The following is a 23,188-nucleotide window of genomic DNA, read 5'->3' as shown; positions in this document are numbered from 1 at the left end:
CGATGCTCAGGGGGTGAAGGATTCGGAGTGGATGCGGTCGGCGATGAAGCCGGCGCCGCGGAGGTCTTCTCGTAGAGCGCGCATCCACCCGTCGGGGCCGCACAGGTAGACGTCGTACTCGTCCGGGTCAGGGGCGATGTAGCGGAGCAGATCGGGGCCATTCCAGGCGGTGTGGGTGGCCGGAAGCCACGGGGAGTTGCCGCCGGCGCGCGGGCCGGTGAGCGGGAAGTGACGCACCCCGCGCTCACGGATCAGCGACGAGATCGGCTCCCGCAGCAGGGCGTCAGAGTCCGCAGTGTCCCGGACGACCAGGGCCGCGTCACCTGACTCGTATCTCTCCGCCTCGAGAAGCGATACGAGCGGGGCCACTCCGGCTCCCGCACCGACCATGAGGAGCTTCCGGCCGCTGCGGCGATCTCCGGTCATCTCCCCGAACGGACCCTCCACCAACACTCGGGTGCCCGGACGCAACGACGCGAGTCGCGTCGTGCCGTCGCCGACAAGGCGCGCTGTGAGTGCGTAGGTGTCTCCCGGAGCAGCCGAGAGGGAGAAAGGGTGCCCTCGCATCCATCCCGGCCCGTCCAGGAACCGCCACACGAAGAACTGGCCGGCCCGTGCCTTCAGCTCACGGAGGTCCCGACCGGACACGCGCACGGTGACACCGGCTGCACCGTCGAGTGCGACGGTGTCGACGCGGAGAGCGTGTCGATGGGAACGGACAAGCGGTGCGACGACGCGGAACACGATGACGGCTACAGCTGCGACAGCCCACAGCGACCACCAGTAGATCGTGGCCGGTGTCGATGAGAGGAAGTCCGCTCCCGTCCACAACTGGTGCGGCAGAGCGAGGAAGACGCCCAGGTACGCGTACAGGTGTAGCAGATGCCACGACTCGTAACGCAGACGGCGGCGGGCACGGCGGATGGAGGTGACCACGACCATCACGAGGAGTCCGGTTCCCGCGGTGGCCAGCAGCATCCCCGGGTAGTCCCAGACGAAACTCCACAGCTGCTCCCACAGGCCCACTCCTGCTGCCGCGGCATATCCGATGACCAGCAGCAGGATGTGCACGCCCATCAACCAGAACGACCAGAAGCCGACCTGTCGATGAAACCGGGTGATTCCCTCACGACCGAACCCGCGCTCGAACAGCGGGACCTTCGCCATCAACAACACCTGATAGAGCAGCAGGTTCGCTGCCACCAGCCCGGAGAGCCTTCCCAGAGTGGTCACGGACTCTGCAGAGAAACCGAGGATAGCGGTCACCCCGCCCCCGGCTACCCACAGGGCGACGACGAACAGGCTCGTCGCCCAGATCACGCCGAGTGCGGCGACTCGCCACCACGAGGTGGCGACCCGGGGCTTCGATACATGCACGCTCGGCGTGAGTACGGGGGCTGTGTGGAGGGTGCTCATGACGACATGGTCCCCGCGGTCCTCTGAGGGAGCTCTAAGACAACAAGGCGCACACCGTTGTCATAGGTGATTCGCAGGCAATGCCGGTCGTTCCGAGACGACCGACTCGATCGCCAGGGAGTTCGGGATGTCGATGGCCCGAGCAGCAACGCGCCGACCGGATCACCCAGTGCCGCCAGGTCGTGCTCGACACCTCCGCGTCATCCGACGGCGCAGGGATCGATCTCGCCGCGGATCGGGGCGCATGCGACAGGGAGGCCTGCTGTTCGTGACTCTTGGAGGTGTCCTTCCAGAAGCGAGATCCTCAGTCTGGATCGGCTCCAGAGTGTCCGGAACAGCTTGGGAAGTCACAGGTGGAGGGGCTGACGGGAATCGAACCCGCGCTGTCTGCTTGGGAAGCAGAAGTTCTACCATTGAACTACAGCCCCGTACCCGCCCGAGAGCAGGTGGAGCAAGCCTACCTGTCTCCCGGGCGTTGACCAAAGCGTGCCTCAGGGGCGCGCGTCGACGAGGCGCTGGCGCTGGGTGCCGAGCCCCTCGATGCCGAGCTCCACGACGTCGCCCGCCCGCAGGTAGGGGAAGCGACCGGAGAGCGCGACGCCCTGCGGGGTGCCGGTGTTGATGAGGTCTCCGGGCTCGAGCACCAGGTACTGCGACAGGTGGTGAACGATCTGCGCGACGGTGAAGATCATGTCGGCCGTGTTCGAGTCCTGCCGCGGCTCGCCGTTGACCCGGGACCAGAGGTGCAGAGCCTGCGGGTCGACCTCGTCGGCCGGGATGAGCGCCGGACCGAGGGGGTTGAACGTCTCGGCGTTCTTGCCCTTCGACCACTGTCCACCGGAGTGCTCGACCTGGTACGCCCGCTCCGACACATCATGCGACACGACGTACCCGGCGACGTGCGCCAGCGCCTCTTCCGGGCTGGCGAGGTAGCGCGCGCAGCTGCCGATCACGACCCCGAGCTCCACCTCCCAGTCCACCTTCTCGGCGCGCGGGGGGATGAACACGTCGTCGAAGGGCCCGACGATGGTGTTCGGGTGCTTGTGGAACAGGATCGGCACGGACGGCGGGGCGTCACCGGATTCGGCCGCGTGGGCGGCGTAGTTCTGTCCGATGCACAGCACGGCCATCGGCCGGGCGATGGGGGCCCCGACCCGCAGCGCCTCGGCGCCGTCGAGCAGCGGCAGCGACCCGGCCGCGAGGGCCTCGCGCGTGCGAGCGATGCCGTCACGCGCGAGGAACGCGCCGTCGATGTCGGCGGTGAGGCCGGTCAGGTCGTAGGTGCGGTCGTCGTGGCGCACCGCGGGGCGTTCGGCGCCGGGCGCGCCGAGGCGAAGGAATTCCATGGGGTCGTGTCTCCGGGGTCAGTGGGTGTACGGGCGGTGCTTCTCGATCGCGTCGGAGAGCTCGACGCCGAACCCGGGGGTCTCCGGCACGCGGAGGCGGCCGTTCACCGGCACGGGCTCACCGACCAGCATCGGCGAGAACATCGGCACGATCTCCTCTGCGGTCGGGTGCATCATGAGGAACTCCGCGAACGGGCTGTTCGTGCGCGTGACGACGAAGTGGTACGAGTACACGGACGACCCGTGGGGAACGACCATCGTGCCGTGGGCATCGGCCAGGGCTGAGATCTTCAGCAGCTCGGTGATGCCGCCGCACCAGCCCACATCGGGCTGGATCAGGTCCACCCCGGTCTCCAGCAGCTGCCGGAAACCCCACCGGGTGGCCTCGTGCTCGCCGGTCGTGATGAGCATCGAGGAGGGGGCGCGCTTGCGTAGCTCCGCATAGCCCCAGTAGTCGTCGGGGATGAGCGCTTCCTCGATCCACTTGAGGCCGTAGTCGGCGGCGGCGTGCGCGAGACGAGTCGCGTACTCGACGTCGAGCGACATCCAGCAGTCGTACATGAGCCAGAAGTCGTCGCCGACCTTCTCGCGCATGTCCGCGAGGAGGGCGATGTTCTTGCGCAGCCCCTCTTCGCCTTCGGCGGGTCCGTGGTGCAGCGGCATCTTCCCGCCGATGAAACCGAGCTCCTTCGCGCGGTCGGGGCGTGCCCCGGTGGCGTAGAACTGCAGCTCGTCGCGCACCGGCCCGCCGAGGAGCTCGAACACCGGCACCTGCCGCACGCGACCGAGCAGGTCGTAGAGGGCGAGGTCGACGCCGCTGATCGCGTTGAGGACGACGCCGCGGCGGCCGTAGTAGAGGGTCGACTTGTACATCTGATCCCAGATGCGCTCGATGTCGGTGATCTTCCGGCCTTCGAGGAACCGCGCCAGGTGCTTCTCGACGATGAACGCGCCGATCTCGCCCGCCGTCGTGACCGAGAAGCCGACCGTCCCGTCGCTGGCCTCGATCTCGACGACGAGCGTGCCCAGCACGTTGAGCCCGAAGCTCTGCCGTGACTGCCGGAACTCCGGGTAGACGCTCATCGGGGTGGCGATGTGGTCGTCGATCCAGTGGTCGGCGCCCTGGTCGTGATAGTCGGCCCCGCCGCCGCGCACGGTGTACGCGCGGACCTCGCGGATGGTGGGAGTGCCGGTCATCGTTCCTGTTCCTCTCGGTCGAATCGGACAAGGACCTTGCCCGGGGTGCCGTCTCCCGCCGCGAGGGCGGAGAAGGCGGAATCCGCGTCGGCGACGTCGATCTCGCGGCTGATGAGCGCCCGGTAGACATCCGGCTCCGCGCCGATGATCGCGGCGGCGTCGGTGAAGTCGTCGGAGCCGTACGTGAAGCTGCCGATGAGCGACCGCTCCTCTGTGCTCACGAGGAAGGCGTCGAGCGTCACCTGCGGAGCGCCCATGCCGACCAGGCAGATCGGGGCGCCGAGGGTGGTGCTGCGCAGCGCGTCGCGGACGGTGGGGGTGAGGCCGACGGCGTCGACCGCCGCATCCGCGAGGCCGCCGCGCTCGGCGAGCTGTCCGGCCACCGGGCCGGCGGCCGGGTCGATGGTCTCCGCGCCGAGCCGCTCCACGAGCTCGCGCCGGGCGGCGTCCATCTCGCTCACGATGATCGAGCCGGCTCCCGCGTCCCGCAGTGCGATCACGACGGACTGGCCGATCGGTCCGCCGCCGATCACGAGCACCCGGCCGAGGCGGTCGGCGGGCAGTCGCCGCACGGCATGCACTGCGACGGCGAGGGGCTCGATCAGTGCGCCGAGCTCGATCGGCAGGTCCGCGGGCAGCGGCACCACATTCCGGGCCGGTATGACGACGTAGTCGGCGAACGCGGCCGGGATCTCCTTCGCCACCCCGATGACGTGCTTGCCCGCGTGGTGCTGCTCGCGACCCGCGAAGGCTGCCGCGTCCTCCGCGGGCACGACGACGGGGTTGAAGGTCACGGGAGTGCCCTCGGCGAACCCGTCGACGTCGTCGCCGACGGCGGCGATCACTCCGCTCGACTCGTGGCCCATCACCTGCCCGGGGAATCGCCGGCCGTTCTCGCCGGTATAGCCGTGGACGTCGGAACCGCAGATCCCGGTCGCGGCGACCCGGATGAGCACCTCGTCGGGTCCGGGGCGGGGGATCGGGGCCTCACGGACGTCGAGGCGTCCGATCTCGGTGAGGACGAGCTCGCGCATGCGTGTCTCCTGTTCTGCCGACCGCGGTCAGCGCTGGCGGGCGGGGGTCTTCGTCGTGTCGAGGCCCACGCCGTCGGTCTCGCGGACCGCGGGGCTCACGACGCGGCTGAGGGCGATGAGGACGGCCCCGAGCAGAGCGATGACGGCGAGGGCGATGAGTCCGGCGCTGTCGCCGAATGTCGCGTCCGCCCAGTTCTTGAGCACCGGGGCGAGGAATCCGCCGAGGCTGCCGAGGGAGTTGATGAGGGCGATGCCGCTTGCGGCGGCCGCGCCGAGCAGGAACGACGTGGGAAGGGTCCAGAACACCGGCTGCACGGAGATGAAGCCGGCCGCGCCGACGCTCAGGGCCGCGAGGGCGATCACCGGCTCCTGCACGATCGCCGACACGATGATGCCCGCGCCGGCGGCGGCCAGCGCACACGTCGCGATGAGGCGACGCTGCCCGGTGCTGTCGGCGAGGCGCGACAGGACGAAGGTGACGAGGAGCGCGAACGTCCACGGCACGGCGGTGAGGAGGCCGACCTCGAGGCCGACCGGCTTGCCGACGATCGTCGCGACCTGCGTGGGGAGATAGAAGGTGACGCCGTAGACGCTCATCTGGATCGTCAGGTAGATCGCGGCGAAGTAGAGCACGACCGGGTTGCCGAGCGCGCGCAGGGCTCCGCGGGGGGAGTGGTTCTCCTTGGCGCTGTCCTCGTCGTCGAGGGCGGCCACGAGGGTCGTGCGCTCCGCGTCGGTCAGCCACTTCGCGTCCTTCGGGCCGTTGTCGAGGTAGAAGAACGCGACGATGCCGATGAGCACGGTGAGGATGCCGGTGGCGAGGAACATCAGCTGCCAGCCGTGGATGCCGACCTTACCGTCGAGGTCGAGCAGCATGCCCGAGAGCGGGCCGCCGAAGATGAAGGCGAGCGGGGCGCCGAAATAGAAGAGGCCGTTGACCCGCGCGCGGAACTTCAGCGGGATCCAGTACGTGAGGAAGAGGATGACGCCGGGGAAGAACCCGGCCTCCGTGATTCCGAGGAGGACGCGGAGGACGTAGAAGACCCACTCGTTCGTCGCGAACATCATGAGCGCCGACACGATGCCCCACGAGACCATGATGCGGGCAAGCCAGATCTTCGCCCCCACCCGGCGCATGATGAGGTTCGACGGCACCTCGAAGACGGCGTAGCCGAGGAAGAAGATGCCGGCGCCGAGCGCGTAGGCGGCATCCGAGATGCCGGTGTCCGCCTGCCAGGCGGCCTTCGCGAAGCCGAGGTTGGCGCGGTCGAGGAACGCGAGGATGTACATGAGGAGCAGGATCGGGATCAGCCGGAGCGTGACCTTACGGACGATCGCGGCAAGTTCCGGCCGCGTGGAGGACTGAGTGGACATCGGGGCATCTCCATTGACGAGGGGTATCCAGTGCGTTCACGTATGTGAATCGGATGTCTCAGACCTGAACGCGCGATAGTGTGACACACGTTCGTGCCGCGCACAATTCACGCAGGGGGACCCATGACGGACACCGATCAGGCGGTGGGGGCGGTGAAGTCCGCCGGGCGCGCCCTCGAGATCATCGAGCACCTCGCCGCGACCGGATCGCAGACCTTCCCCGAGCTCCTCGACGACCTCGGCCTGCCGCGGTCCAGCGCCCACGGACTGCTGCGCACCCTCCAGGCGGCCGGTTGGGTCGACCACGACGCGACCAGCAAGCGTTACTCCCTCGGACTCAAGGCCTGGCAGATCGGCCAGCGTTACGACGGGCACCGTCTCCTGCTCGAATCCGGGCCCGCGCTCATGGCGGCGCTCACCGAGGAGATCGGCGAGACGGTGCAGATGGCGCGGCTGGACGGCGTCGAGAACGTCTATATCGCGATCAGCCCCTCGCCCAACCCGATGCGCCTCGCCTCCAATGTGGGGATGCGACTGCACGCCCATGCGACCGGAATCGGCAAGGCCCTGCTGAGCACCCTCGACGACGCCGACATCTCGCGACGCCTGCGCCAGGTGGCCATGCCGCGCCTCACGAGCCGGACCATCACCGATCCCGACGAGATCCTCACCGTGATCGCGAAGGGGCGCGACATCGGCTTCCACGTCGACGACGAGGAGTTCATCGACGGCTGCCGGTGCGTGGCCATGCCCATCACCTGGCCGGAGGAGACCGGTGTGGCGGCGGCGCTGAGCGTGACGATGCCCACGAGTCGCACGGACGAGCGCTGGCCGCACTCCGTGGTCGAACCCCTCCGACGCACGGTGCTCCGGCTGCGGCGCGCGATGAGCCTCCCCGGCACCGGACCCGCGCTCCCCTGAGGGCGCGACGGGCCGGAGATGCCGCGTCGACGGCGCGACCGCATGACTAGGCTTGTGCCGTGCTTCTCAGCGATCGCGACATCAGAGCAGAACTCGCCTCCGGCCGCGTCGGCCTGGAACCGCATGCGCCGGAGATGATCCAGCCGTCGAGCATCGACGTGCGGCTGGACCGCTACTTCCGTCTCTTCGACAATCACAAGTACCCGTTCATCGATCCCTCCGTCGACCAGCCCGAGCTGACGCGGCTGATCGAGGTCGACCCGGACGAGCCCTTCATTCTCCACCCCGGCGAGTTCGCGCTGGGGGCCACGTTCGAGCAGGTCACCCTGCCGGACGACATCGCCGCGCGGCTGGAGGGGAAGTCGTCGCTCGGTCGCCTCGGGCTCATCACCCACTCGACCGCCGGCTTCATCGACCCGGGCTTCTCCGGGCATGTGACGCTGGAGCTCGCGAACGTGGCGACGCTGCCGATCAAGCTGTGGCCCGGCATGAAGATCGGCCAGCTCTGCTTCTTCCGGCTCACCTCGCCGGCGGAGAACCCGTACGGCTCCGGTCCCTACGGCAACCGCTACCAGGGTCAGCGGGGTCCGACGGCGTCCCGGTCGTTCCAGAACTTCCACCGCACCGACGTGGGTGTGACTGACATCGGGGCCGTCGGAGGCTGACATGAGCGACGCGAGCGGGACGGGTTCCGACGAGTCCGCGGTGCCCGAGGGGGCGGCGCTGCCGGATGACTCGGGGCTGGAGATCGCTCACGCCGACGCGGTGATCCCGCCGGCCGACGCCGTGATCCCGCCTCCGCCACCGGAGACGCCGATCCCGGAGGGGCTGCTGGCCGCTCCCGAAGCCGCGGGCGATGCCCTTCCGGCACCGACCCGACGCTCGGAGCGGTCCCGTCCGACGCCCGCGATCCTCCAGGGCGAGCAGCCCGCGGCAGCGGCGGACGACTGGGCGCAGCGATCGATCGCGCCGGAGGTCGCCGACACCGGCAGCTACCGGGTGCTCGCGGTCGTCGTCTTCGTCGTGCTCTTCCTCCTGTTCGCAGCGGCCGTGGTGACGCTGGTCGTGCTGATCACCACTGTCGGGCTGCCGTTCGCGGCTCCCGACCCGGGCGCGGGCTTCCTGCCGACCCGGGTGTAGGGCTCCGAAGGGCCGCGGACGGGTCGGCCGGTGCAGCGTCGGTGGCGGCTCGTCCCGTCGCGGTGCCGAGCGCATCGACGGCGTCGAGCCCGCCAGTCACGAGGGCGACCACGGCATCGAGGGTCGGATCGGCCGACAGCATTCTCGTGTGACCGAGACCCACCGTACGGACGAGACGGGAGCGGCCGGTGTGGGCGGCGTGCAGCCGGAGCGCGTCGTGGTCGGGCATCCGGCGGTCGCCCCGGTCGTGCACGACGAGCAGTGCGGTGTCGGCGGGGAGTGGATGGGCGGCCGCGTCGTACCGTTCGACGGCGGTTGCGGGATCGAGCCGGAGGCGGCGGTGGAAGCGGGTGCGGAGTCGGTCCGCGGTGGCGGCGTCGAGCCGGAGGTCACGGACGAACTGGGCGAGGAAGGCCTCGGGCGCTGCGGCCCCGGCGACGATGGCGACGGCGGGGACCGAGCCGGACGACCGGGCGACGGTCAGCGCCGCGAGCCCGCCGAAGGAGTGGCCGATGAGGGCGGAGAAGGGGCCGTGGGTGCGGTCCAGCTGCTCCGCGGCGTCGACCCAGTCGCGGATATCGGTGTGCCGCCCGCCGGAGGAGCCATGCGCTGGGGCATCGAAGGCGACGACCCGGAACCCCTCGGCGACGAGTTCCCGTACGAGCGGGGAGAACTGCGAGGCGCGGCCCCGCCAGCCGTGCAGGAGCAGCACGGTACGCGGACCCGTGCCCCACGTGTAGGTGGTGACGGGGATACCGCGCACGAGGAGCCTCCCGCGGCGGGCGTCGTCGTGGGCGGCGGCGTCGGCGGCGCGCACGGCCATGCGTGGGCGGGTGGAGAAGAACATCCGGTAGGCGAGATCGCCGGCGAGGCGGGGGGAGAGGCGCCCCACAGCCGGGAGGGTGCGGACGAGGAGAGTGGACGCGGACGGCATGGAGGCTCCTTCACCGAACTATACGAACGATCATCCGTATACTAGGCGAACGGTCGTTCGTATACTAGGGGCATGGCAGACGCGGTGATGCAGGATGGCCGGCGGGCGCGTGGCGACGCCTCCCGCCGCATCGTGCTGGAGAGTGCGACCGACCTCGCCTCCGTCGAGGGTCTGGACGGCGTGACGATCGGACGCCTCGCGACCGCCTCGGGGTCGAGCAAGAGCAGCATCGCGACGCTGTTCCAGAGCAAGGAGGGCCTGCAGCTCGCGACGGTCGCCGCCGCTCGGGACATCTTCGTCGAGCGGATCATCGAGCCCGCCCGCGCCCAGCCGAGGGGAGCGCACCGCCTGGCCGCGCTCCTCCACAACGCCTTGGTCTACTCACGGGACCGCGTCTTCACGGGCGGCTGCTTCTTCGCGGCGACCGCGGCGGACGTCGACTCCAAGCCCGGTCCCGTGAGCGATGCTGTGCGGGCGGCCCTCGTCGACTGGTACCGATACATCGAGGCCCAGCTGCGGTTCGCGGCCGCGGAGGGGGAGGTCGACGCGGCCGACGTCGAGGTGTTGGCGTTCGAGCTCGTCGCCCTCAATGAGCAGGCCAACGCGCGGTCGCTCCTCCTGCGGAGCGACAGGCCGTATGCGCTCGCGGCGGCCGCGATGCGCGCACGTCTCCGTGACGCGGGCGCTCCCGACACCGCGGTCGCCCTCCTCGATCTCTAGCCCCATCCCGCGTCCGGGCCCCGCGCCACTTCCCCCTGCGGGCTCAGAAACGCACCGCAATCCCGCTTCGAAGGCCCGTTTCTGATCCCGCCCCACGGTCGGGCCCTGCCCCCTTCGCGTGCGGGATGAGAAGTGGCCCGCGAGGAGCGACCGAAGGGCCGTTCGTGGTCCGCGCACGTGCCTTCCCTCTACGTGTCACCTCGGGCCCTTGCGCTTCCACCGGGGCGCCTCGTTCCTCGCCCTTCCGCGCCGACTGCCTGCATCCCGTGAGGGATCGAGAACGCGCCGCTGACGCGCTCGGGAGGGGCGATTCTGATCTCCTTCGCAGAGTAGGTGCTCGCGTCGCCGCGGTGGGGGATCGAGAACGTGCTCCGGAACGGCTTGGGAGGCGCGACTCTGATCCCGTCTCGGCTCAGGGCGCTTCGCCTCCGTCCTCGGCTCGGCTCGGGTCGGGCTGGGGCGCGGGTGGGGGATTGAAGACGTGCCTCGAGTGCGCTCGGGAGGTGCGGAAGTGATCCCGGAGGGGCGTCCCGGTGCACGGAAGCGCCCCAGCCGGGGTTCCGGTGGGGCGCTTCGAGGAGGTGAGGTCAGGCGGCGTGGCCGTGGCGGAATCCGGCGTCGAAGCCACGCTCGAATGCGCGCTCCGCCATCCGCTGCGCGCGGTGGCCATGGCCGCGGTGTGCGTGACCGTGGTCTCGGTGGTCGTGACCGTCGTGGTGACCGCGCCCGCGGTGCCCGCGGTTCTCGTGGCAGTCGGGACGGTCGAAGCCATGCCGGCGCTCGAAGCCCTCCCCGGGAGCGAAGCCGCGCCCGCGCCCGTGCCCGCGCCGGGGGCCGAAGCCACGCCGCGGACCGAAGTCGAACCTGGGGCGCTGCTTCCGAGGGAGAGGCGTCTCCTCGTCCCAGCCGAAGGCGCGGGCGATCTTCTCGAGCGCCGCGAGGGTCGTCGCCATCTCCTCGTCGGAGACCGCGCCGGCGACCTTCGCGCGGAGGCCGTCGACGGCGGCGCCGAGACGCTCCTTCGCCGCGCGGCCCTCGTCGGTCAGCGCCCATTCGTCGCCGTCCGCCTCGACCCAGCCGCGGTCGATGAGGTCGTGCAGCTTGTGCGGGGTCAACGGGCGGCGCGCGGGTACCGAGCCGTCGACGACGTTCAGCAGCCGCCAGTCGCGGCGGGTCGCGCCCTCCGCGGCGAAAGCGGTGGCGAAGTCCTGTGCCATCAGGCGGTCGACGGCCTTGAGCCAGAAACCGAACGGGCGGGAGGTGTTGTCAGAAGTGCTGTCTGCAGTGGTGTTCATGGTGATCCTTCGTGGTCTGTGGTGCACCGACGACGGATGTCATCCGACATATCGATGTCACTGTGCATGTACATGCAGTGTGACATGGAACAGAGACGCATGTCAAGCTGCATGTAAAATCGGGGCATGGCCACCGATCCGATCGACCCCGCGTCCCCCGACGCCGCCGAAGCGATCGCGCAGGCGCTCTCCCGACTGCGCGGACGCCGACCCGGGCCCGGGGGTCGCGAGCACGGCGGGCCACGCGGTGCGCACGGGCACGGGCCCCATGGCGACCCGCGCGAGCACTTCGCCCATCACCGCGGCCACCCGGGGATGCCGCCGTGGATGGCCGACGGCGGCCGCCTCGGCGGACCGGCCCGTCTCCGCATGCTCGAAGCCCTCGCCGCCGCGCCGGAGCCCCTCAGCGTGAGTGCGCTCGGGCAGGCGATCGGCGTGGATCAGCCGCGGGCGTCCCGGCTCGTGCAGCAGGGAGTGCAGGCCGGTTTCGTGCGCCGCGAGGCCGACCCGGACGACGCCCGCCGCACCCGCATCGCGCTGACCGACGAGGGTCGGCGACTGGCCCGCGGGATGCGGGGCGAACGCCGCGAGCTGCTCGGCCGCGCGCTCGAGTCCTTCACGCCGGAGGAGCGCACGGAGCTCGCGCGGCTGCTCACCAAGCTCGCCGACAACTGGCGCGCCTGACCGGCCTCACGCGCGGGCGAAGTCCAGCGAGGGCTCGTCGTCCACCGAGAGGGACAGCACGACGGTCTCCACCGCGTCGTGCGCCTCGATCCGCCGCTCCACCTCCCGCAGTCGCCGGGCCACGTCGTGCTCGCGCGCATCGCCCGCGAGGTCGATCTCGGCGACGAGGAATAGCCGGTTCGGCCCCACGTACTCGATGTGCAGGTAGGTGACCCGCTCGATGTCGTCCATGCCGAGGAGGGCCGTGCCCACCCGCGAGCGCAGTGCGGGCGACACCGACGTGCCGACGAGGAACGCGATGTTCCGTCCGATCAGGATCACGGCGACGACTCCCAGCAGGATCCCGACGAGGATCGACCCGATCGCATCCCACGCGGCGACACCGGTGAGCTGATGCAGGAGGATCGATCCGCCCGCCAGCACGAGGCCGATGAGGGCGGCGGAGTCCTCGAAGAACACCGCCCGGAGCGTGGTGTCGCTCGTCTCCAGCACGAAGTCCCACGTGGAGGATCCGCGCTCCTGGGCCAGCCGACGGGAGCGGACCATCGCCTGCGTGAACGACGCCCCCTCCAGCACGAAGGCGATCCCGAGCACGATGTACGCCACGACCGGGCTCTCCACGGGCCCGGTGTCGGACAGCTCCTGGATGCCGTGCATGATCGACACGATCGAGCCGGCGGTGAAGATGCCGAACGCCGCGATGAGGGACCAGACGAACGCGTTGCGGCCGTAGCCGAGCGGATGCCGGGCGTCCTTGGTCTTCGCGCCGCGCCGGTCGGCGATGAGCAGGAAGATCTCGTTCCCCGCGTCCGCCCAGGAGTGCGCGGCCTCGGCCACCATCGACGCGGACGAGGTGATGACGGCGGCGACCGTCTTCGCGATCGCGACGAGGATGTTGGCGAGGAAGGCGAGGACGACGGTCACCGGGTCAGGCTACTCCCGCCCGACCCGTCCGACGCCCGGAGCGGGCTCAGCGCGGCGCCTTCACCGGGAGCAGGAGGAGGAACCCGAGGATGAGCACGATGACGATGCCGAGGATCCCGTAGGCGGTCTGGCTCGTCGCGACGATGAGCACGGTCCAGGCGGCCGAGGCCATCCAGCTCGCGGCCCTTCCCGTCGTGGCGTAGAGACCGAAGATCTCGCCTTCCCGGCCGGCCGGGGTGACGCGGGCGAGGAAGGAGCGCGCCGCCGCCTGCGCCGGGCCGACGAAGGCGCAGAGCACGAGGCCGCCGATCCAGAACACGAGGGACCCGGCGTCGCGGAGCAGGAACACGGCGAGGCCTGCGACGATCATCGATCCGATCGACCCGAGGATGATCCGCTTGGGGCCGAGGCGGTCGTCGAGGCGTCCCGCGATGATGGTCGAGACGCCGGCGACGAGGTTCGCGGCGATGCCGAAGACGATGATGTCCTGGGTGCCGAACCGGAACACGGCGGTGCCGATGATGGCGCCGAACGCGAAGACCCCGCCGAGGCCGTCGCGGAATACGGCGCTGGCGAGCAGGTACCAGAACGTCGACCGGGTCTGCGGGTCGCGGTAGAGACCGATCACGTCCTGCACGAGGAGGACGTAGGAGCGGAAGAATCCCACCTTGCGCTCCGGCCGCCCGAGCGACGGCTCCGGCACGTTGAGGAAGATCGGGATGCTGAAGACGATCGCCCAGACCGCGCACCCCACGGCGATGAGCCGGTACGCGAGGCCGTTGTCGGTGGACATGCCGAACCAGTCGAAGGTGTCGAGCAGGACGACGATGACGAGGGCGATGATGCCGCCGAGGTAGCCGAAGCCCCAGCCGAGTCCGGAGATGCGGCCGACGTTCTTCGGGTTCGCGATGCCGATGAGCATGGCGTTGGAGTTCACCGCGGCGATCTCGCCGAACACGGAACCGGCGGAGATCAGCGCGACGCCGAGCCAGAACAGGGCCGGCTGCGGCTCGACGAACCACAGTCCCAGCATGCAGAGGATGAGAGCGCCGGTGCCGATGCCCAGCCAGAGCTTCTGCCGTCCGGCGGCGTCCGCGCGCTGACCGAGGACGGGGGCGAGCGTGAGGATGCCGAGGGCGGCGATCGTCGAACCCAGTCCGAGACCGGAGGCGAGGTCGGCCTCCGCGGCGACGCGGACCGGGTCGCTCGGGTCGAGGGCGGCGATCTCCGGCGGCAGGAACGAGGCGCTGACGAGGTACAGCGCGGTGAAGACGAACGTGAGGATGACGGTGTTGAACGGCTGCGTCGCCCAATCCCACAGCGCCCAGGAGTACACCTGCTTCCGAGGCGCGGGGGTGTCTCCGCGCAGATCGAGGCCGACGACGGCCACGGCGCCGCTGTTCGCTGTCGCCACGGGCTCGGGGGTGCCCGCCGCGGGATCGGGTGAGGTCATGGTCGAAGTCTGGCCGCGGACGGTGAACGCCCGGTGACGGCGCGCCGTCGGCGTCGGGCGACCGGGGCGTTCAGAGGGCGGGGCCGCGGCGGATCCGGACGGGGCCCCGGGCGTCGGCGATGCTCACCCGCTCGCCCTTCTGTGTGACCACGACCACCTCGCGGGAGGCCAGGTCGGCCGCGACACGGCGCACGTCGGGCATCCGGTCGCGCCACTCCTCGCCGCCGATAGCGCGGGCGACATCGCTCGGGCAGATCGACGAGTCCGCGCGTTTCCGGGTGAGGGCACGCATCGTCGCGGCGATCCGCTCTTCGGCCTGCGCCGCGGAGGGCTCCTCCCACCACGGGGCACCCCGCTCGCCGAGGGCGGTCTTCGCATCCTGCACGCGACGGCGGGCGTCGGGCTCGGCCGCCTTGACCGCGCGCCGTGCGGCCATGAGCTCGTCGACGAGCTCCTGCCGCAGGTTCTCGGGGATCGACGGATCGGTGGCGCGCCACCGACGGCCGTTCACGACGATGTGGTGTCCGTCCGCGGTGGGTGAGGGGCCGTCGTCCGTCATACCGGCCATCCTGCGCGCCGGCCGCGCGTGCTGCCATCCCCTTGACGTCCGCGCGGCTGCCGGTCAGCGGTAGAGGAGGTCGGCGTCGACGAGCCCCGTCCAGTCCGGCACCGCGAGCGACTCCGGCTCGTTCCACTCGCCCGCCGTGATCCGACGGCCGCGGCCGGGCGCGGGATCGAAAACGCTCCTCCACGCGGCTTCCGAGGCCACTTTTGCATCTCGCACCGAGAACCCCTCCCGGTGCGAGTGCAGAAACGTGCCGGGGATGGGTGAAAGAGGCGCAGTTTTGATCCCGGGACGGGCCGGACGGGAGGGGGGTCAGTCGGTGCGGAGGGGGCGGAGGGTGCGGGCGTAGTCCTCCTTGAGCACCGCGAGATGCAGCCACGCCTCGATCCGGGTCACTCCGGGGAGCGCGCGCAGCCGCTCGAGACTCGCGTACAGGGCTCCGGCGGAGGGCTCCACGAGGGTCGCGACGGCGTCGAACCGCCCGAGGGTCCGCGCCGCGAAGTCGACTCCGCGCCCGCGCCGCAACTCGTCGATCACGGCCTCGTCGTCGTCTCCGAGGGTCATGCCCACGCCCATGGAGAGCTGCCGGTGCGCGAGCCCTCGAGCCTCCACGGCGCTGATCTTGATGACACCGGCATCGATGAGCCGCTGCACCCGGGTGGCGACCGCGCTGGGGGAGAGCCGCACCTGCTCGCCGAGGGCACGGAAGCTCATCCGCCCGTCGGATTGCAGGTGCTCGATGAGGGCCTCGTCGATGCCGTCGAGGGTCACGCCCCCGTGATACTCCGAGACGAAGAAGCCCTTGATCACGGTCGAGTAGATGATCGTGTTGATGTCGAGCACGCCGGCGCTCCCGCGAATGCGCGCGAGCAGATCGTGGAGCTCCGACATCGACCCCACCCGCACCTCCGTCACGATGTCGTGGGCGCCGCCGACCGCCGACACCAGCACGGTCTCGGACATGTCGCGCAGGCGCTCCGCGACCACCTCGACGGCGCCGTCGGTCCGGATCGACACGTGGGCGAGCACGTGCTGGCCGAGGAACACGGGGTCGACGGCCGCGACCACCCGCACCGTGCGGTCGGCGAGCAGGGTGCGCAGACGAGCCGCCACGACGGCCCGGGACTGGCCGACGCGCTCGGCGAGGGAGCGGATGCTGGCGCGGCCGTCCTCCTGCAGTGCCCGGATGAGTTCCGCATCGAAGTCCATGTCGCACCCGATTCCGTCGATTTCCCCGCGATGCACGCCCGCACCCGCAAAATCTCAGCGTAGAGCGCTGTTCGACCGAGCGGAAGGCCCGGAGTGCGCGGCAGGAACGACATAAATCCAGTGAATGCTGCGTATCGCTGGAGTTCTGCCCTTGCCCGTGATGCTTCACGTCCGTAGCATCCTTCGCTATCCGACACCATCCGCGAAGGAGCGGGTCCATGACCACTACCCCCACCCCCCGAAGCGGCGTCCACAGCCGCGCGCGCCGCGCCGGCTTCGCCGCCTTCGTCGGCACCACCATCGAGTGGTACGACTTCTACGTCTACGCCACGGCCGCCGCCCTCGTGTTCGGCCCGCTGTTCTTCCCGAGCGGTGACCGTCTGGCCGAGACCGCCGCGGCCTTCGCGACGTTCGCGGTCGCCTTCCTCGTCCGCCCCCTCGGTGGCATCGTCTTCGGCCACATCGGCGACAAGCTCGGCCGGCGTGTCTCGCTCGTCATCACGCTGCTGCTGATGGGGGCCGCGACCGTCCTCGTCGGCTGCCTCCCGACCTACGAGAACATCGGCATCCTCGCCCCGATCCTCCTCATCCTGCTCCGCGCCATCCAGGGCCTCGCGGTCGGCGGCGAATGGGGCGGCGCGGTGCTCATGAGCGTCGAGCATGCTCCCGAGAAGTCGAAGACGTTCTACGGCGGCTTCACCCAGCTCGGCAACCCGGCCGGCGCCCTCCTCGCCTCCGGCATCTTCGCGATCATGGCCCGCGGCGGCGACACGTTCATCATCGACGGCGGCTGGCGCATCCCGTTCCTGCTGTCGATCGTGCTGATCGGCGTCGGTCTGTGGGTCCGGTATCGCGTCGAGGAGTCGCCGGTCTTCGAGGAGAAGATCGAAGGTCGCAAGCAGTCCATGCCGCTCGCCTTCGCCCTCCGAGTGAACTGGAAGCCGATCCTCCTCGGCATCGGCATCCTGCCCATCTCCACCGGCGGCTACTACCTGGCCACCACCTTCGCCACCGCGTACGCGACCGGCGAGCCCATCGCTATCAGCGAGCAGGTCATCCTCGACGCGATGACCCTGGCCTCCTTCGTGGAGTTCGTCGTGACGCTGCCGGTCGCCTGGCTGGGTGACAAGTGGGGCCGGAAGAACGTGATGTACATCGGCCTGATCACCTCGGTGCTGACCTTCGCGCCCTTCCTGCTGCTGATGCCGGGCCGCGTGGAGCCGCTGATCTTCCTCTTCGCCTCGCTCGTGCGCATCGCGATGAGCGCGACCTACGCCCCGATCGCGGCGATCCTGGCCCAGATGTTCCGTCCGCAGGCCCGCTACACCTCCATCGCGCTGTCGTACGGCGTCGGCGCCGCCGTCTGGGCCGGCTTCTCGCCCTGGTTCGCGACGCAGCTCATCGCCTGGACCGGCAGCGTCTGGTCGGTCATCGCGATGTTCGTGGGCATGGCCGTCATCGCCGGGATCTGCACGCGTCTCGCGCCGCAGCACTCCGACGAGGCCCCGGTCACGGCGTCGTTCACCGCCCGGACCGACACCACGGCGAACCGCCTGCCCTGACCGGCACTCTTCCTCCGCACGACACCACCGCGAACAGGCATCATGAGAAAGCTCACCCCCTTCGACCGCTCGGCCCAGGCCGCTCCCGTCCTCGTCACCGCACGAGCCATCCACACGGCGGACCCGGCGGACACCACCGTCACCGCGATGCTGACCGACCGGGGGCGCATCGTCGCCCTCGGCACGGCGGCGGCGTGCGAGGACGTGGCGGCGCGGGCCGGACTCACCCCGGAACGCGTCGATCTGGGCGAGGCGGTGGTCGTCCCCGGCTTCGTGGACGCGCATGCGCATCCGCTGATGTTCGGGCAGATGATGACCTGGGTGGACTGCGGTCCGGAGAAGGCGGGGAGCATCCCGGAGATCGTGGCGCTGCTGAAGGCCGCGGCTGCCGAACTCCCCGCCGGCCGTCCGGTGCGCGGCTACGGCTACGAGCAGCGCAACCTCGCTGAGAAGCGGCACCCCACCCGCTTCGAGCTCGACGAGGTGGCCGCCGACCGCGAGGTGTACCTCATGAACGCCTCCGGCCACGGCGGGGTGGTGAACTCGTACACGCTGGAGCTCAACGGCGTGGACCGGGACACCCCGAACCCGGACGGCGGCGAGTTCTTCCGCGACGCCGACGGCGAGCTCACCGGCGAACTGTCCGACGCGGCGTGCAACATCCTCACCGGCGTCCACGGGGTGAAGATCGGCCACCACGGTCCGAACTTCCACCTCGCGGACGAGCCGGAGGAGCACCTGCGCCAGCTCGACGCGGCGACGCAGCGGTTCCTCGCGGGCGGGGTCACCTCCATCGGCGACTGCCAGGTCACGCGTCGCGAGTTCGACATGTACCTGCGGCTGGCCGAGGCCGGGCGGCTGGAGCTGCGCGTGTCGATGTACCTGCTGTCGCACCTGCTCGACGAGGCGCTGGAGATGGGGCTCGTCGGGCAGTTCGGCAACGCGCACCTCAGCTTCGCCGGCATCAAGTTCTACGCCGACGGCACTCTCGGGGGCTGGACCGCGTACTTCCCGGACGGCTACGTCGGCGACCCCTGCCGCACCGGCCAGCTCTATCACGAGCCCGCCGACTACGCGGAGCTCATCCGCAGGGCGCATGCGGCCGGACTGCAGACCGCGACCCACGCCCAGTCGCCCACCGCGATCGAGATGGTCGTGTCGGCGATCGAGGCCGCGCTCGCGGAGCGTCCGGATGCGGACGCCCGGCACCGCATCGAGCACTGCGGCCTGCCGACCCCCGGGCAGATCGAGCGGATGGCGGCCGCCGGCATCCGTCCCGTGAACCAGACGCAGCACTACTTCAACTGGGGCGAGGGCGTGGAGGAGGCCATCGGCACCCCCGGTGAGCGATTCAACCCGCTCGGGGAGTTCGAGCGTGCGGGCGTGCCCATGACGATCTCCTCCGACGCCCCGGTCGCCGAGCCCATCCCGCTGGAGGCGATCCAGACCGCGGTCACCCGGGTCACCCGTCGCGGACACCGGCTCGGCCCGGACGACCTGCGCATCTCCGCGACCGCGGCGCTGCGGGCGCACACGATCGAGGGTGCGGTCTCGATCGGCCGCGAGGACGACCTCGGCTCCCTGGAGCCGGGCAAGTACGCCGACTTCGCGGTGCTCTCGGACGATCCGCTCGCGGTGCCGGCCGAGGAGATCGCGGCGATCCAGGTGCGCGAGACCTGGGTCGACGGCGTCCGTCGGCACGCGATGTGAGGATGACACGATGAGCACCGACACCATCGGAGACGACCGGTACGCCGACACCGCGGGCCGTGCGGTCCTGGAGACCATCCGCGCCTACGGGGTGACCGCCGTCTTCGGCATCCCCGGCACGCACAACCTGGAGTTCTACCGGCCCCTCGCCGACCTCGGCATCCGCGCCGTGACCAACCGCCACGAGCAGGGGTCGGGGTACGGCGCGGACGGATGGGCGCAGCAGACCGGGCTCCCCGGCGTGGTGATCACGACCTCAGGCCCGGGCCTGCAGAACGCGATGAGCGCGATCGGCACCGCGTTCTGCGAGTCTCGGCCGCTCATCGTCCTCTCGCCCGGCGTGCCGCTCGGGGCGGAGTTCGCCGACGTCGGCACGCTGCACGAGACCAAAGACGCGACAGCCATGGTCGGCGCGATCGCGGAGTGGTCGCGACGGGTGTCGACCGCGGCGGAGGCGGTGCAGGCCGTGCACGACGCGTTCCACCTCTTCCGCACCGGCCGTCCCCGCCCCGTGCACATCGAGATCCCGCTCGACGTGCTGGAGGCGCCCGCCGCCGTGCCCGCGGAGGACCGGAAACCGCGCCCGATGCCCGACCGCGTCTCCGGGGATCCGATCGCGCTCGCCGAGGCCGCCCGGCTGCTGTCGGCCGCCCGCCGCCCGGTGATCGTGGCCGGTGGGGGTGCGGTGGACGCCGCGCACCAGCTCGTCGCCGTGGCCGAGCGGCTCGGGGCTCCGGTGCTCACAAGCCTGAACGGCAAGGCGGTGCTCGACGAACGGCACCCGCTGTCCCTCGGCTCGAACCTGCGCCTCGCCGCCGCACGGGCCGTGGCCGAAGACGCCGACGTGCTGCTCGTGGTCGGCTCGAAGCTGGGCGAGGCGGAGCTCTGGGCTCCCCGGCTCGAGGCGCGCGGCGCCGTGATCCGCGTCGACATCTCTCCGGAGCAGCAGGACAAGAACCTCACCGCGACGGTCGGCCTCACGGGAGACGCCGCCGCCGTGACCGACGCCCTCCTGCCGCTGCTGCCGGACCCCGCACGGCCCGCCCGTGACCTCACGGCCGAGCGGGCTGCGATCGAGGCCGAGTCGCGGGAGACCGCGCCGGACACCGTCGCGCTGGCCGAGATCATCGCCGACGCCCTCCCTGCCGACGCGATCGTGGCGGGCGACTCCTCCCAGATCGTGTACATGGCGCTCGGCAGCGTGCTGCGGCAGGAGCAGCCGCACTCCCTCCTCTACACGCCGACCTACGCCACGCTCGGCTATGGCCTCCCCGCCGCGATCGGAGCGGCCGTCGCGCAGACCGAACGCCCGGTCGTCACCGTCATCGGCGACGGCGCTCTGATGTTCTGCGTGAACGAGCTCGTCACCGCCGTCGAGCAGCGTCTCGACGTCACCGTGGTGTGCGTCGACAACGGCGGGTACGCGGAGATCCGCCAGAACGAGCTCGACCGGGGCATGACCCCGATCGGCGTCGACCTCGTGCAGCCGGACTGGGCCGCGCTCGCCACCGCCTTCGGGGCGACCGGGCGACGGGCGGCATCACGCGCCGACATCGCCCCCAGCATCCGCGCGGCCATCGCCGACGGCGGGGTGCAGCTCGTGCACATCCCGCAGCACGCCCTCTGAGACCCACACCTCCCGACGAACAGGAACGAGAAATGACCGACAACATCGGCCCCGTCGACGCCTCCGTGAACCCGCGGTATTCCGGCATCGCCACCTTCGCCCGCCTGCCCCGCATCGAGGACGTGCCGCGCGCCGACATCGCCGTGGTCGGCATCCCGTTCGACTCCGGCGTGAGCTACCGCCCCGGCACCCGCTTCGGACCGTCGCACGTGCGGGAGTCATCCCGGCTGCTCCGGCCCTACAACCCCGCACAGGACGTGTCGCCGTTCCAGCTCGCCCAGGTGGTGGATGCGGGGGACATCCCGGTGAACCCGTTCGACCTCACCGAGGCCGTGACCGAGGTCGAGCGCGCGGCGCTGGCGCTCGGCGAGCAGGTGCAGCGCCTCGTCACGATCGGCGGCGACCACACCGTGGCCCTTCCCCTGCTGCGGGCGGTGGCCGCGAAGCACGGACCCGTCGCGGTCCTCCACTTCGACGCCCACCTGGACACGTGGGACACCTACTTCGGGGCCCCCATCACGCACGGCACCCCCTTCCGCCGCGCGAGCGAGGAGGGGCTGATCGACCTCACCGCGAGTTGCCACGTCGGCACCCGCGGACCCCTGTACTCGAAGCAGGACCTCGAGGACGACGAGCGCCTCGGCTTCTCCATCGTCTCCAGCGAGTACATCGAGGAGCACGGGGTGGAGGCCGCGATCGACCGCATCCTCACCCGCATCGGCGACAAGCCGCTGTACGTCTCGATCGACATCGACGTGCTCGACCCGGCGCACGCGCCCGGCACCGGGACCCCCGAGGCGGGAGGGCTCACGAGTCGCGAGCTGCTGCGCATCCTCCGGGCGCTGCGTGACCGGGACATCGTCGGCGCCGACGTCGTGGAGGTGTCGCCCGCGTACGATCACGCCCAGATGACCGGGATCGCCGCGAGTCACGTCGTGTACGGGCTGGTCACCCTTCTCGCCGCCCGACTCGCCTCCTGACACCCGGGGTCAGAACAGCATCCCGAGGAGGTCTGCGAACAGGGCCTCGGCGTCGCACTCCACCCGTCGCCGTGCGAACCAGTCGCACACGTTGACGCAGTCGCGGTGCAGGAGGTCGAGGCCCTGCGGATTCGCGATCACGTCGATGATCTGCGGCAGGTCGATCACCCGCACCCGCCCGTCGTGCACGAGGAGGTTGTAGGCGGAGAGGTCGCCGTGCGCGAAGCCCGCGGCGGCGAAGACCCGCATGAGCTCGACCACCTGCGTGAAGTACTCCTGCATCTCGGCGTTCGACCCGCGCACCTGGGCGAGCCGCGGTGCCGCGATGCCCCGGTCGTCGCCGAGGAACTCCATGAGCACCTCGGTGCCGCTGACCTGCACGGGATAGGGGACCGGGGCACCGCGCTCCCACATCCGGCACAGGGCCTCGAACTCCGCGAGCGACCACTGGGCTGCGGCGACCTCCCGTCCGTGGGCGGTCTTCTTGGCGAGGGCGCGCGTGTCGCGGGTGTTCCGCGTGCTGCGTCCCTCGGTGTAGACGGCGGAGCGCTGGAAGCTCCGGTTCTCGATGCCGCGGTAGCGCTTGGCGGCGAGGAGGGTGCGCTGCGTCGGGTCGTCGGGCACGGCGCGCTCCAGCAGGAACACGTCGGCCTCCTTGCCGGTCTTCAGGATGCCGAGCTCGGTGTCCAGGGCGCCGGCGGAGGTCACCACCCAGGCGGGGCGGGGGTCCGGCCCCCGCTCGGTGGGGGTGGACGAGGGCCAGGTCGTCCAGCGCTGGTTGGCGCCGGGCTCGACCTCGGCGAAGGAGAGGGCGGTCTCGAGGGAGTCGAAGGAGGTGGCGTCGAAGGACGCGGCTTCCGAGGAAGCGGGGGATTCGGTCACGGTGTGGCTCCGGGAAGGGAGGCCACGCGGCGATCAGGAGCGGGTGGCCTCGAAGGGAAGGTGGTCGGCGATAGGCGCGACGACGACAGCGTTCATCTCATCGCCTCCTTCGCTCGGGCTTCCCGGGCGGATCCCGGTGCGTCGTCGAGCCTAGGGGGTGCCTCGGGGGTTGTCCAGGGTCGGACGATCGGTCGGATGCGGCGGACGACCGGTCG

22 protein-coding genes and 1 tRNA gene are annotated in these 23,188 nt (G+C 70.7%); 9 read left to right on the top strand and 14 right to left on the bottom strand.

The genetic code is table 11. The annotated features are described in order from the left end of the window. Positions 1–6: 6 nt before the first annotated feature. From WFJ36_RS15300 to WFJ36_RS15275, 6 genes are all read right to left on the bottom strand, one after another. A complete protein-coding gene (locus WFJ36_RS15300) occupies positions 7–1,416 on the bottom strand; it encodes a ferredoxin reductase family protein (RefSeq protein ID WP_292791062.1) in 1,410 nt (469 codons plus the stop codon). 354 nt (positions 1,417–1,770) lie between these two features. After that, positions 1,771–1,844 (bottom strand) — tRNA-Gly (locus WFJ36_RS15295). Between the two features lie 63 nt (positions 1,845–1,907). Continuing rightward, positions 1,908–2,762 carry a fumarylacetoacetate hydrolase family protein gene (locus tag WFJ36_RS15290; protein ID WP_292791059.1) on the bottom strand — a complete coding sequence of 285 codons (855 nt, stop codon included), beginning with the start codon at positions 2,760–2,762 and terminating at the stop codon, positions 1,908–1,910. 18 nt (positions 2,763–2,780) lie between these two features. Then, positions 2,781–3,959, bottom strand: coding sequence for an L-rhamnonate dehydratase (rhmD, locus tag WFJ36_RS15285; protein WP_071329316.1), 1,179 nt, complete (start codon positions 3,957–3,959; stop codon positions 2,781–2,783). Beyond that, a complete protein-coding gene (locus WFJ36_RS15280) occupies positions 3,956–4,993 on the bottom strand; it encodes a zinc-dependent alcohol dehydrogenase (RefSeq protein ID WP_071329315.1) in 1,038 nt (345 codons plus the stop codon). The genes rhmD and WFJ36_RS15280 overlap by 4 nt, the downstream gene beginning before the upstream one ends. A 27-nt stretch (positions 4,994–5,020) precedes the next feature. Continuing rightward, positions 5,021–6,367: an MFS transporter gene (locus WFJ36_RS15275; protein WP_071329314.1), complete on the bottom strand. Its 1,347-nt coding sequence runs from the start codon at positions 6,365–6,367 to the stop codon at positions 5,021–5,023. A 123-nt stretch (positions 6,368–6,490) separates the two neighbouring features. On the opposite strand from WFJ36_RS15275, the gene WFJ36_RS15270 reads away from it, so the two are divergent. From WFJ36_RS15270 to WFJ36_RS15260, 3 genes are read left to right on the top strand one after another with little or no spacing between them, the layout of a single operon-like run. Further along, positions 6,491–7,288, top strand: coding sequence for an IclR family transcriptional regulator (locus WFJ36_RS15270; RefSeq protein WP_071329313.1), 798 nt, complete (start codon positions 6,491–6,493; stop codon positions 7,286–7,288). A 59-nt stretch (positions 7,289–7,347) separates the two neighbouring features. After that, a complete protein-coding gene (gene dcd / locus WFJ36_RS15265; RefSeq protein WP_025102697.1) occupies positions 7,348–7,953 on the top strand; it encodes a dCTP deaminase in 606 nt (201 codons plus the stop codon). A gap of 1 nt (position 7,954) precedes the next feature. Continuing rightward, the gene (locus tag WFJ36_RS15260; protein ID WP_336643645.1) at positions 7,955–8,428 is read left to right on the top strand and encodes a hypothetical protein; all 474 of its coding nucleotides are present in this window, start codon (positions 7,955–7,957) and stop codon (positions 8,426–8,428) included. On the opposite strand, the gene WFJ36_RS15255 is transcribed toward WFJ36_RS15260, so the two are convergent. After that, positions 8,361–9,362: an alpha/beta fold hydrolase gene (locus WFJ36_RS15255; protein WP_336643644.1), complete on the bottom strand. Its 1,002-nt coding sequence runs from the start codon at positions 9,360–9,362 to the stop codon at positions 8,361–8,363. The two genes, WFJ36_RS15260 and WFJ36_RS15255, sit on opposite strands and share 68 nt — an antisense overlap. Positions 9,363–9,434: 72 nt before the next feature. On the opposite strand from WFJ36_RS15255, the gene WFJ36_RS15250 reads away from it, so the two are divergent. Next, the gene (locus tag WFJ36_RS15250) at positions 9,435–10,082 is read left to right on the top strand and encodes a TetR/AcrR family transcriptional regulator (RefSeq protein ID WP_336643643.1); all 648 of its coding nucleotides are present in this window, start codon (positions 9,435–9,437) and stop codon (positions 10,080–10,082) included. 587 nt (positions 10,083–10,669) lie between these two features. Here the strand turns inward: WFJ36_RS15250 and WFJ36_RS15245 are convergent. Continuing rightward, positions 10,670–11,377, bottom strand: coding sequence for a MarR family winged helix-turn-helix transcriptional regulator (locus tag WFJ36_RS15245; protein WP_336643642.1), 708 nt, complete (start codon positions 11,375–11,377; stop codon positions 10,670–10,672). Between the two features lie 126 nt (positions 11,378–11,503). Between WFJ36_RS15245 and WFJ36_RS15240 the strand changes: the two genes are divergently transcribed. After that, the gene (locus WFJ36_RS15240) at positions 11,504–12,061 is read left to right on the top strand and encodes a MarR family winged helix-turn-helix transcriptional regulator (RefSeq protein ID WP_240743066.1); all 558 of its coding nucleotides are present in this window, start codon (positions 11,504–11,506) and stop codon (positions 12,059–12,061) included. Between the two features lie 6 nt (positions 12,062–12,067). Here WFJ36_RS15240 and WFJ36_RS15235 read toward each other — a convergent pair whose 3' ends face one another. The 5 genes from WFJ36_RS15235 to WFJ36_RS15215 all read right to left on the bottom strand — a co-directional run bounded on the left by WFJ36_RS15235 (position 12,068) and on the right by WFJ36_RS15215 (position 16,212). Next, positions 12,068–12,985 carry a cation diffusion facilitator family transporter gene (locus WFJ36_RS15235; protein ID WP_336643641.1) on the bottom strand — a complete coding sequence of 306 codons (918 nt, stop codon included), beginning with the start codon at positions 12,983–12,985 and terminating at the stop codon, positions 12,068–12,070. A gap of 46 nt (positions 12,986–13,031) precedes the next feature. Continuing rightward, positions 13,032–14,438 (bottom strand): MFS transporter, encoded by a 1,407-nt coding sequence (locus WFJ36_RS15230; RefSeq protein ID WP_336643640.1) that lies wholly within the window; start codon positions 14,436–14,438, stop codon positions 13,032–13,034. A gap of 70 nt (positions 14,439–14,508) precedes the next feature. After that, positions 14,509–14,997: a DUF3253 domain-containing protein gene (locus tag WFJ36_RS15225; protein ID WP_336643639.1), complete on the bottom strand. Its 489-nt coding sequence runs from the start codon at positions 14,995–14,997 to the stop codon at positions 14,509–14,511. 63 nt (positions 14,998–15,060) lie between these two features. Further along, positions 15,061–15,222: a hypothetical protein gene (locus tag WFJ36_RS15220; protein ID WP_336643638.1), complete on the bottom strand. Its 162-nt coding sequence runs from the start codon at positions 15,220–15,222 to the stop codon at positions 15,061–15,063. A 93-nt stretch (positions 15,223–15,315) separates the two neighbouring features. Beyond that, positions 15,316–16,212 (bottom strand): Lrp/AsnC family transcriptional regulator, encoded by an 897-nt coding sequence (locus WFJ36_RS15215; protein WP_071329306.1) that lies wholly within the window; start codon positions 16,210–16,212, stop codon positions 15,316–15,318. Between the two features lie 218 nt (positions 16,213–16,430). Here WFJ36_RS15215 and WFJ36_RS15210 point away from each other — a divergent pair, with 218 nt between their 5' ends. The 4 genes from WFJ36_RS15210 to speB are packed head-to-tail and all read left to right on the top strand — an operon-like array spanning position 16,431 to position 22,091. After that, entirely contained in the window at positions 16,431–17,774 is a 1,344-nt protein-coding gene (locus WFJ36_RS15210; RefSeq protein ID WP_071329305.1) for an MFS transporter, read from the top strand. Between the two features lie 42 nt (positions 17,775–17,816). After that, positions 17,817–19,484, top strand: a complete 1,668-nt coding sequence (locus WFJ36_RS15205) for an amidohydrolase (RefSeq protein ID WP_336643637.1) — start codon at positions 17,817–17,819, stop codon at positions 19,482–19,484. Between the two features lie 10 nt (positions 19,485–19,494). Beyond that, positions 19,495–21,111: a thiamine pyrophosphate-binding protein gene (locus WFJ36_RS15200; protein WP_336643636.1), complete on the top strand. Its 1,617-nt coding sequence runs from the start codon at positions 19,495–19,497 to the stop codon at positions 21,109–21,111. A gap of 32 nt (positions 21,112–21,143) precedes the next feature. Beyond that, positions 21,144–22,091 (top strand): agmatinase, encoded by a 948-nt coding sequence (gene speB / locus WFJ36_RS15195; protein WP_336643635.1) that lies wholly within the window; start codon positions 21,144–21,146, stop codon positions 22,089–22,091. Positions 22,092–22,100: 9 nt separating this feature from the next. Here speB and WFJ36_RS15190 read toward each other — a convergent pair whose 3' ends face one another. Further along, positions 22,101–22,973 carry a serine protein kinase RIO gene (locus tag WFJ36_RS15190; RefSeq protein ID WP_336643634.1) on the bottom strand — a complete coding sequence of 291 codons (873 nt, stop codon included), beginning with the start codon at positions 22,971–22,973 and terminating at the stop codon, positions 22,101–22,103. Positions 22,974–23,188 lie beyond the last annotated feature (215 nt).

Origin of the sequence: Microbacterium sp. MMO-113 (assembly GCF_037148555.1) — a bacterium.
Lineage (GTDB): Bacteria > Actinomycetota > Actinomycetes > Actinomycetales > Microbacteriaceae > Microbacterium.
The sequence above is the reverse complement of the archived record's forward strand: the minus strand, read 5'-3'. Positions and strand labels throughout refer to the sequence as shown.

Coding starts and splice junctions, on each gene's coding strand:
- WFJ36_RS15300 (WP_292791062.1), bottom strand. CDS start 1,416: ATGAGCACCCTCCACACAGCCCCCGTACTCACGCCGAGCGTGCATGTA.
- WFJ36_RS15290 (WP_292791059.1), bottom strand. CDS start 2,762: ATGGAATTCCTTCGCCTCGGCGCGCCCGGCGCCGAACGCCCCGCGGTG.
- rhmD (WP_071329316.1), bottom strand. CDS start 3,959: ATGACCGGCACTCCCACCATCCGCGAGGTCCGCGCGTACACCGTGCGC.
- WFJ36_RS15280 (WP_071329315.1), bottom strand. CDS start 4,993: ATGCGCGAGCTCGTCCTCACCGAGATCGGACGCCTCGACGTCCGTGAG.
- WFJ36_RS15275 (WP_071329314.1), bottom strand. CDS start 6,367: ATGTCCACTCAGTCCTCCACGCGGCCGGAACTTGCCGCGATCGTCCGT.
- WFJ36_RS15270 (WP_071329313.1), top strand. CDS start 6,491: ATGACGGACACCGATCAGGCGGTGGGGGCGGTGAAGTCCGCCGGGCGC.
- WFJ36_RS15260 (WP_336643645.1), top strand. CDS start 7,955: ATGAGCGACGCGAGCGGGACGGGTTCCGACGAGTCCGCGGTGCCCGAG.
- WFJ36_RS15255 (WP_336643644.1), bottom strand. CDS start 9,362: ATGCCGTCCGCGTCCACTCTCCTCGTCCGCACCCTCCCGGCTGTGGGG.
- WFJ36_RS15250 (WP_336643643.1), top strand. CDS start 9,435: ATGGCAGACGCGGTGATGCAGGATGGCCGGCGGGCGCGTGGCGACGCC.
- WFJ36_RS15245 (WP_336643642.1), bottom strand. CDS start 11,377: ATGAACACCACTGCAGACAGCACTTCTGACAACACCTCCCGCCCGTTC.
- WFJ36_RS15240 (WP_240743066.1), top strand. CDS start 11,504: ATGGCCACCGATCCGATCGACCCCGCGTCCCCCGACGCCGCCGAAGCG.
- WFJ36_RS15230 (WP_336643640.1), bottom strand. CDS start 14,438: ATGACCTCACCCGATCCCGCGGCGGGCACCCCCGAGCCCGTGGCGACA.
- WFJ36_RS15225 (WP_336643639.1), bottom strand. CDS start 14,997: ATGACGGACGACGGCCCCTCACCCACCGCGGACGGACACCACATCGTC.
- WFJ36_RS15215 (WP_071329306.1), bottom strand. CDS start 16,212: ATGGACTTCGATGCGGAACTCATCCGGGCACTGCAGGAGGACGGCCGC.
- WFJ36_RS15210 (WP_071329305.1), top strand. CDS start 16,431: ATGACCACTACCCCCACCCCCCGAAGCGGCGTCCACAGCCGCGCGCGC.
- WFJ36_RS15205 (WP_336643637.1), top strand. CDS start 17,817: ATGAGAAAGCTCACCCCCTTCGACCGCTCGGCCCAGGCCGCTCCCGTC.
- WFJ36_RS15200 (WP_336643636.1), top strand. CDS start 19,495: ATGAGCACCGACACCATCGGAGACGACCGGTACGCCGACACCGCGGGC.
- speB (WP_336643635.1), top strand. CDS start 21,144: ATGACCGACAACATCGGCCCCGTCGACGCCTCCGTGAACCCGCGGTAT.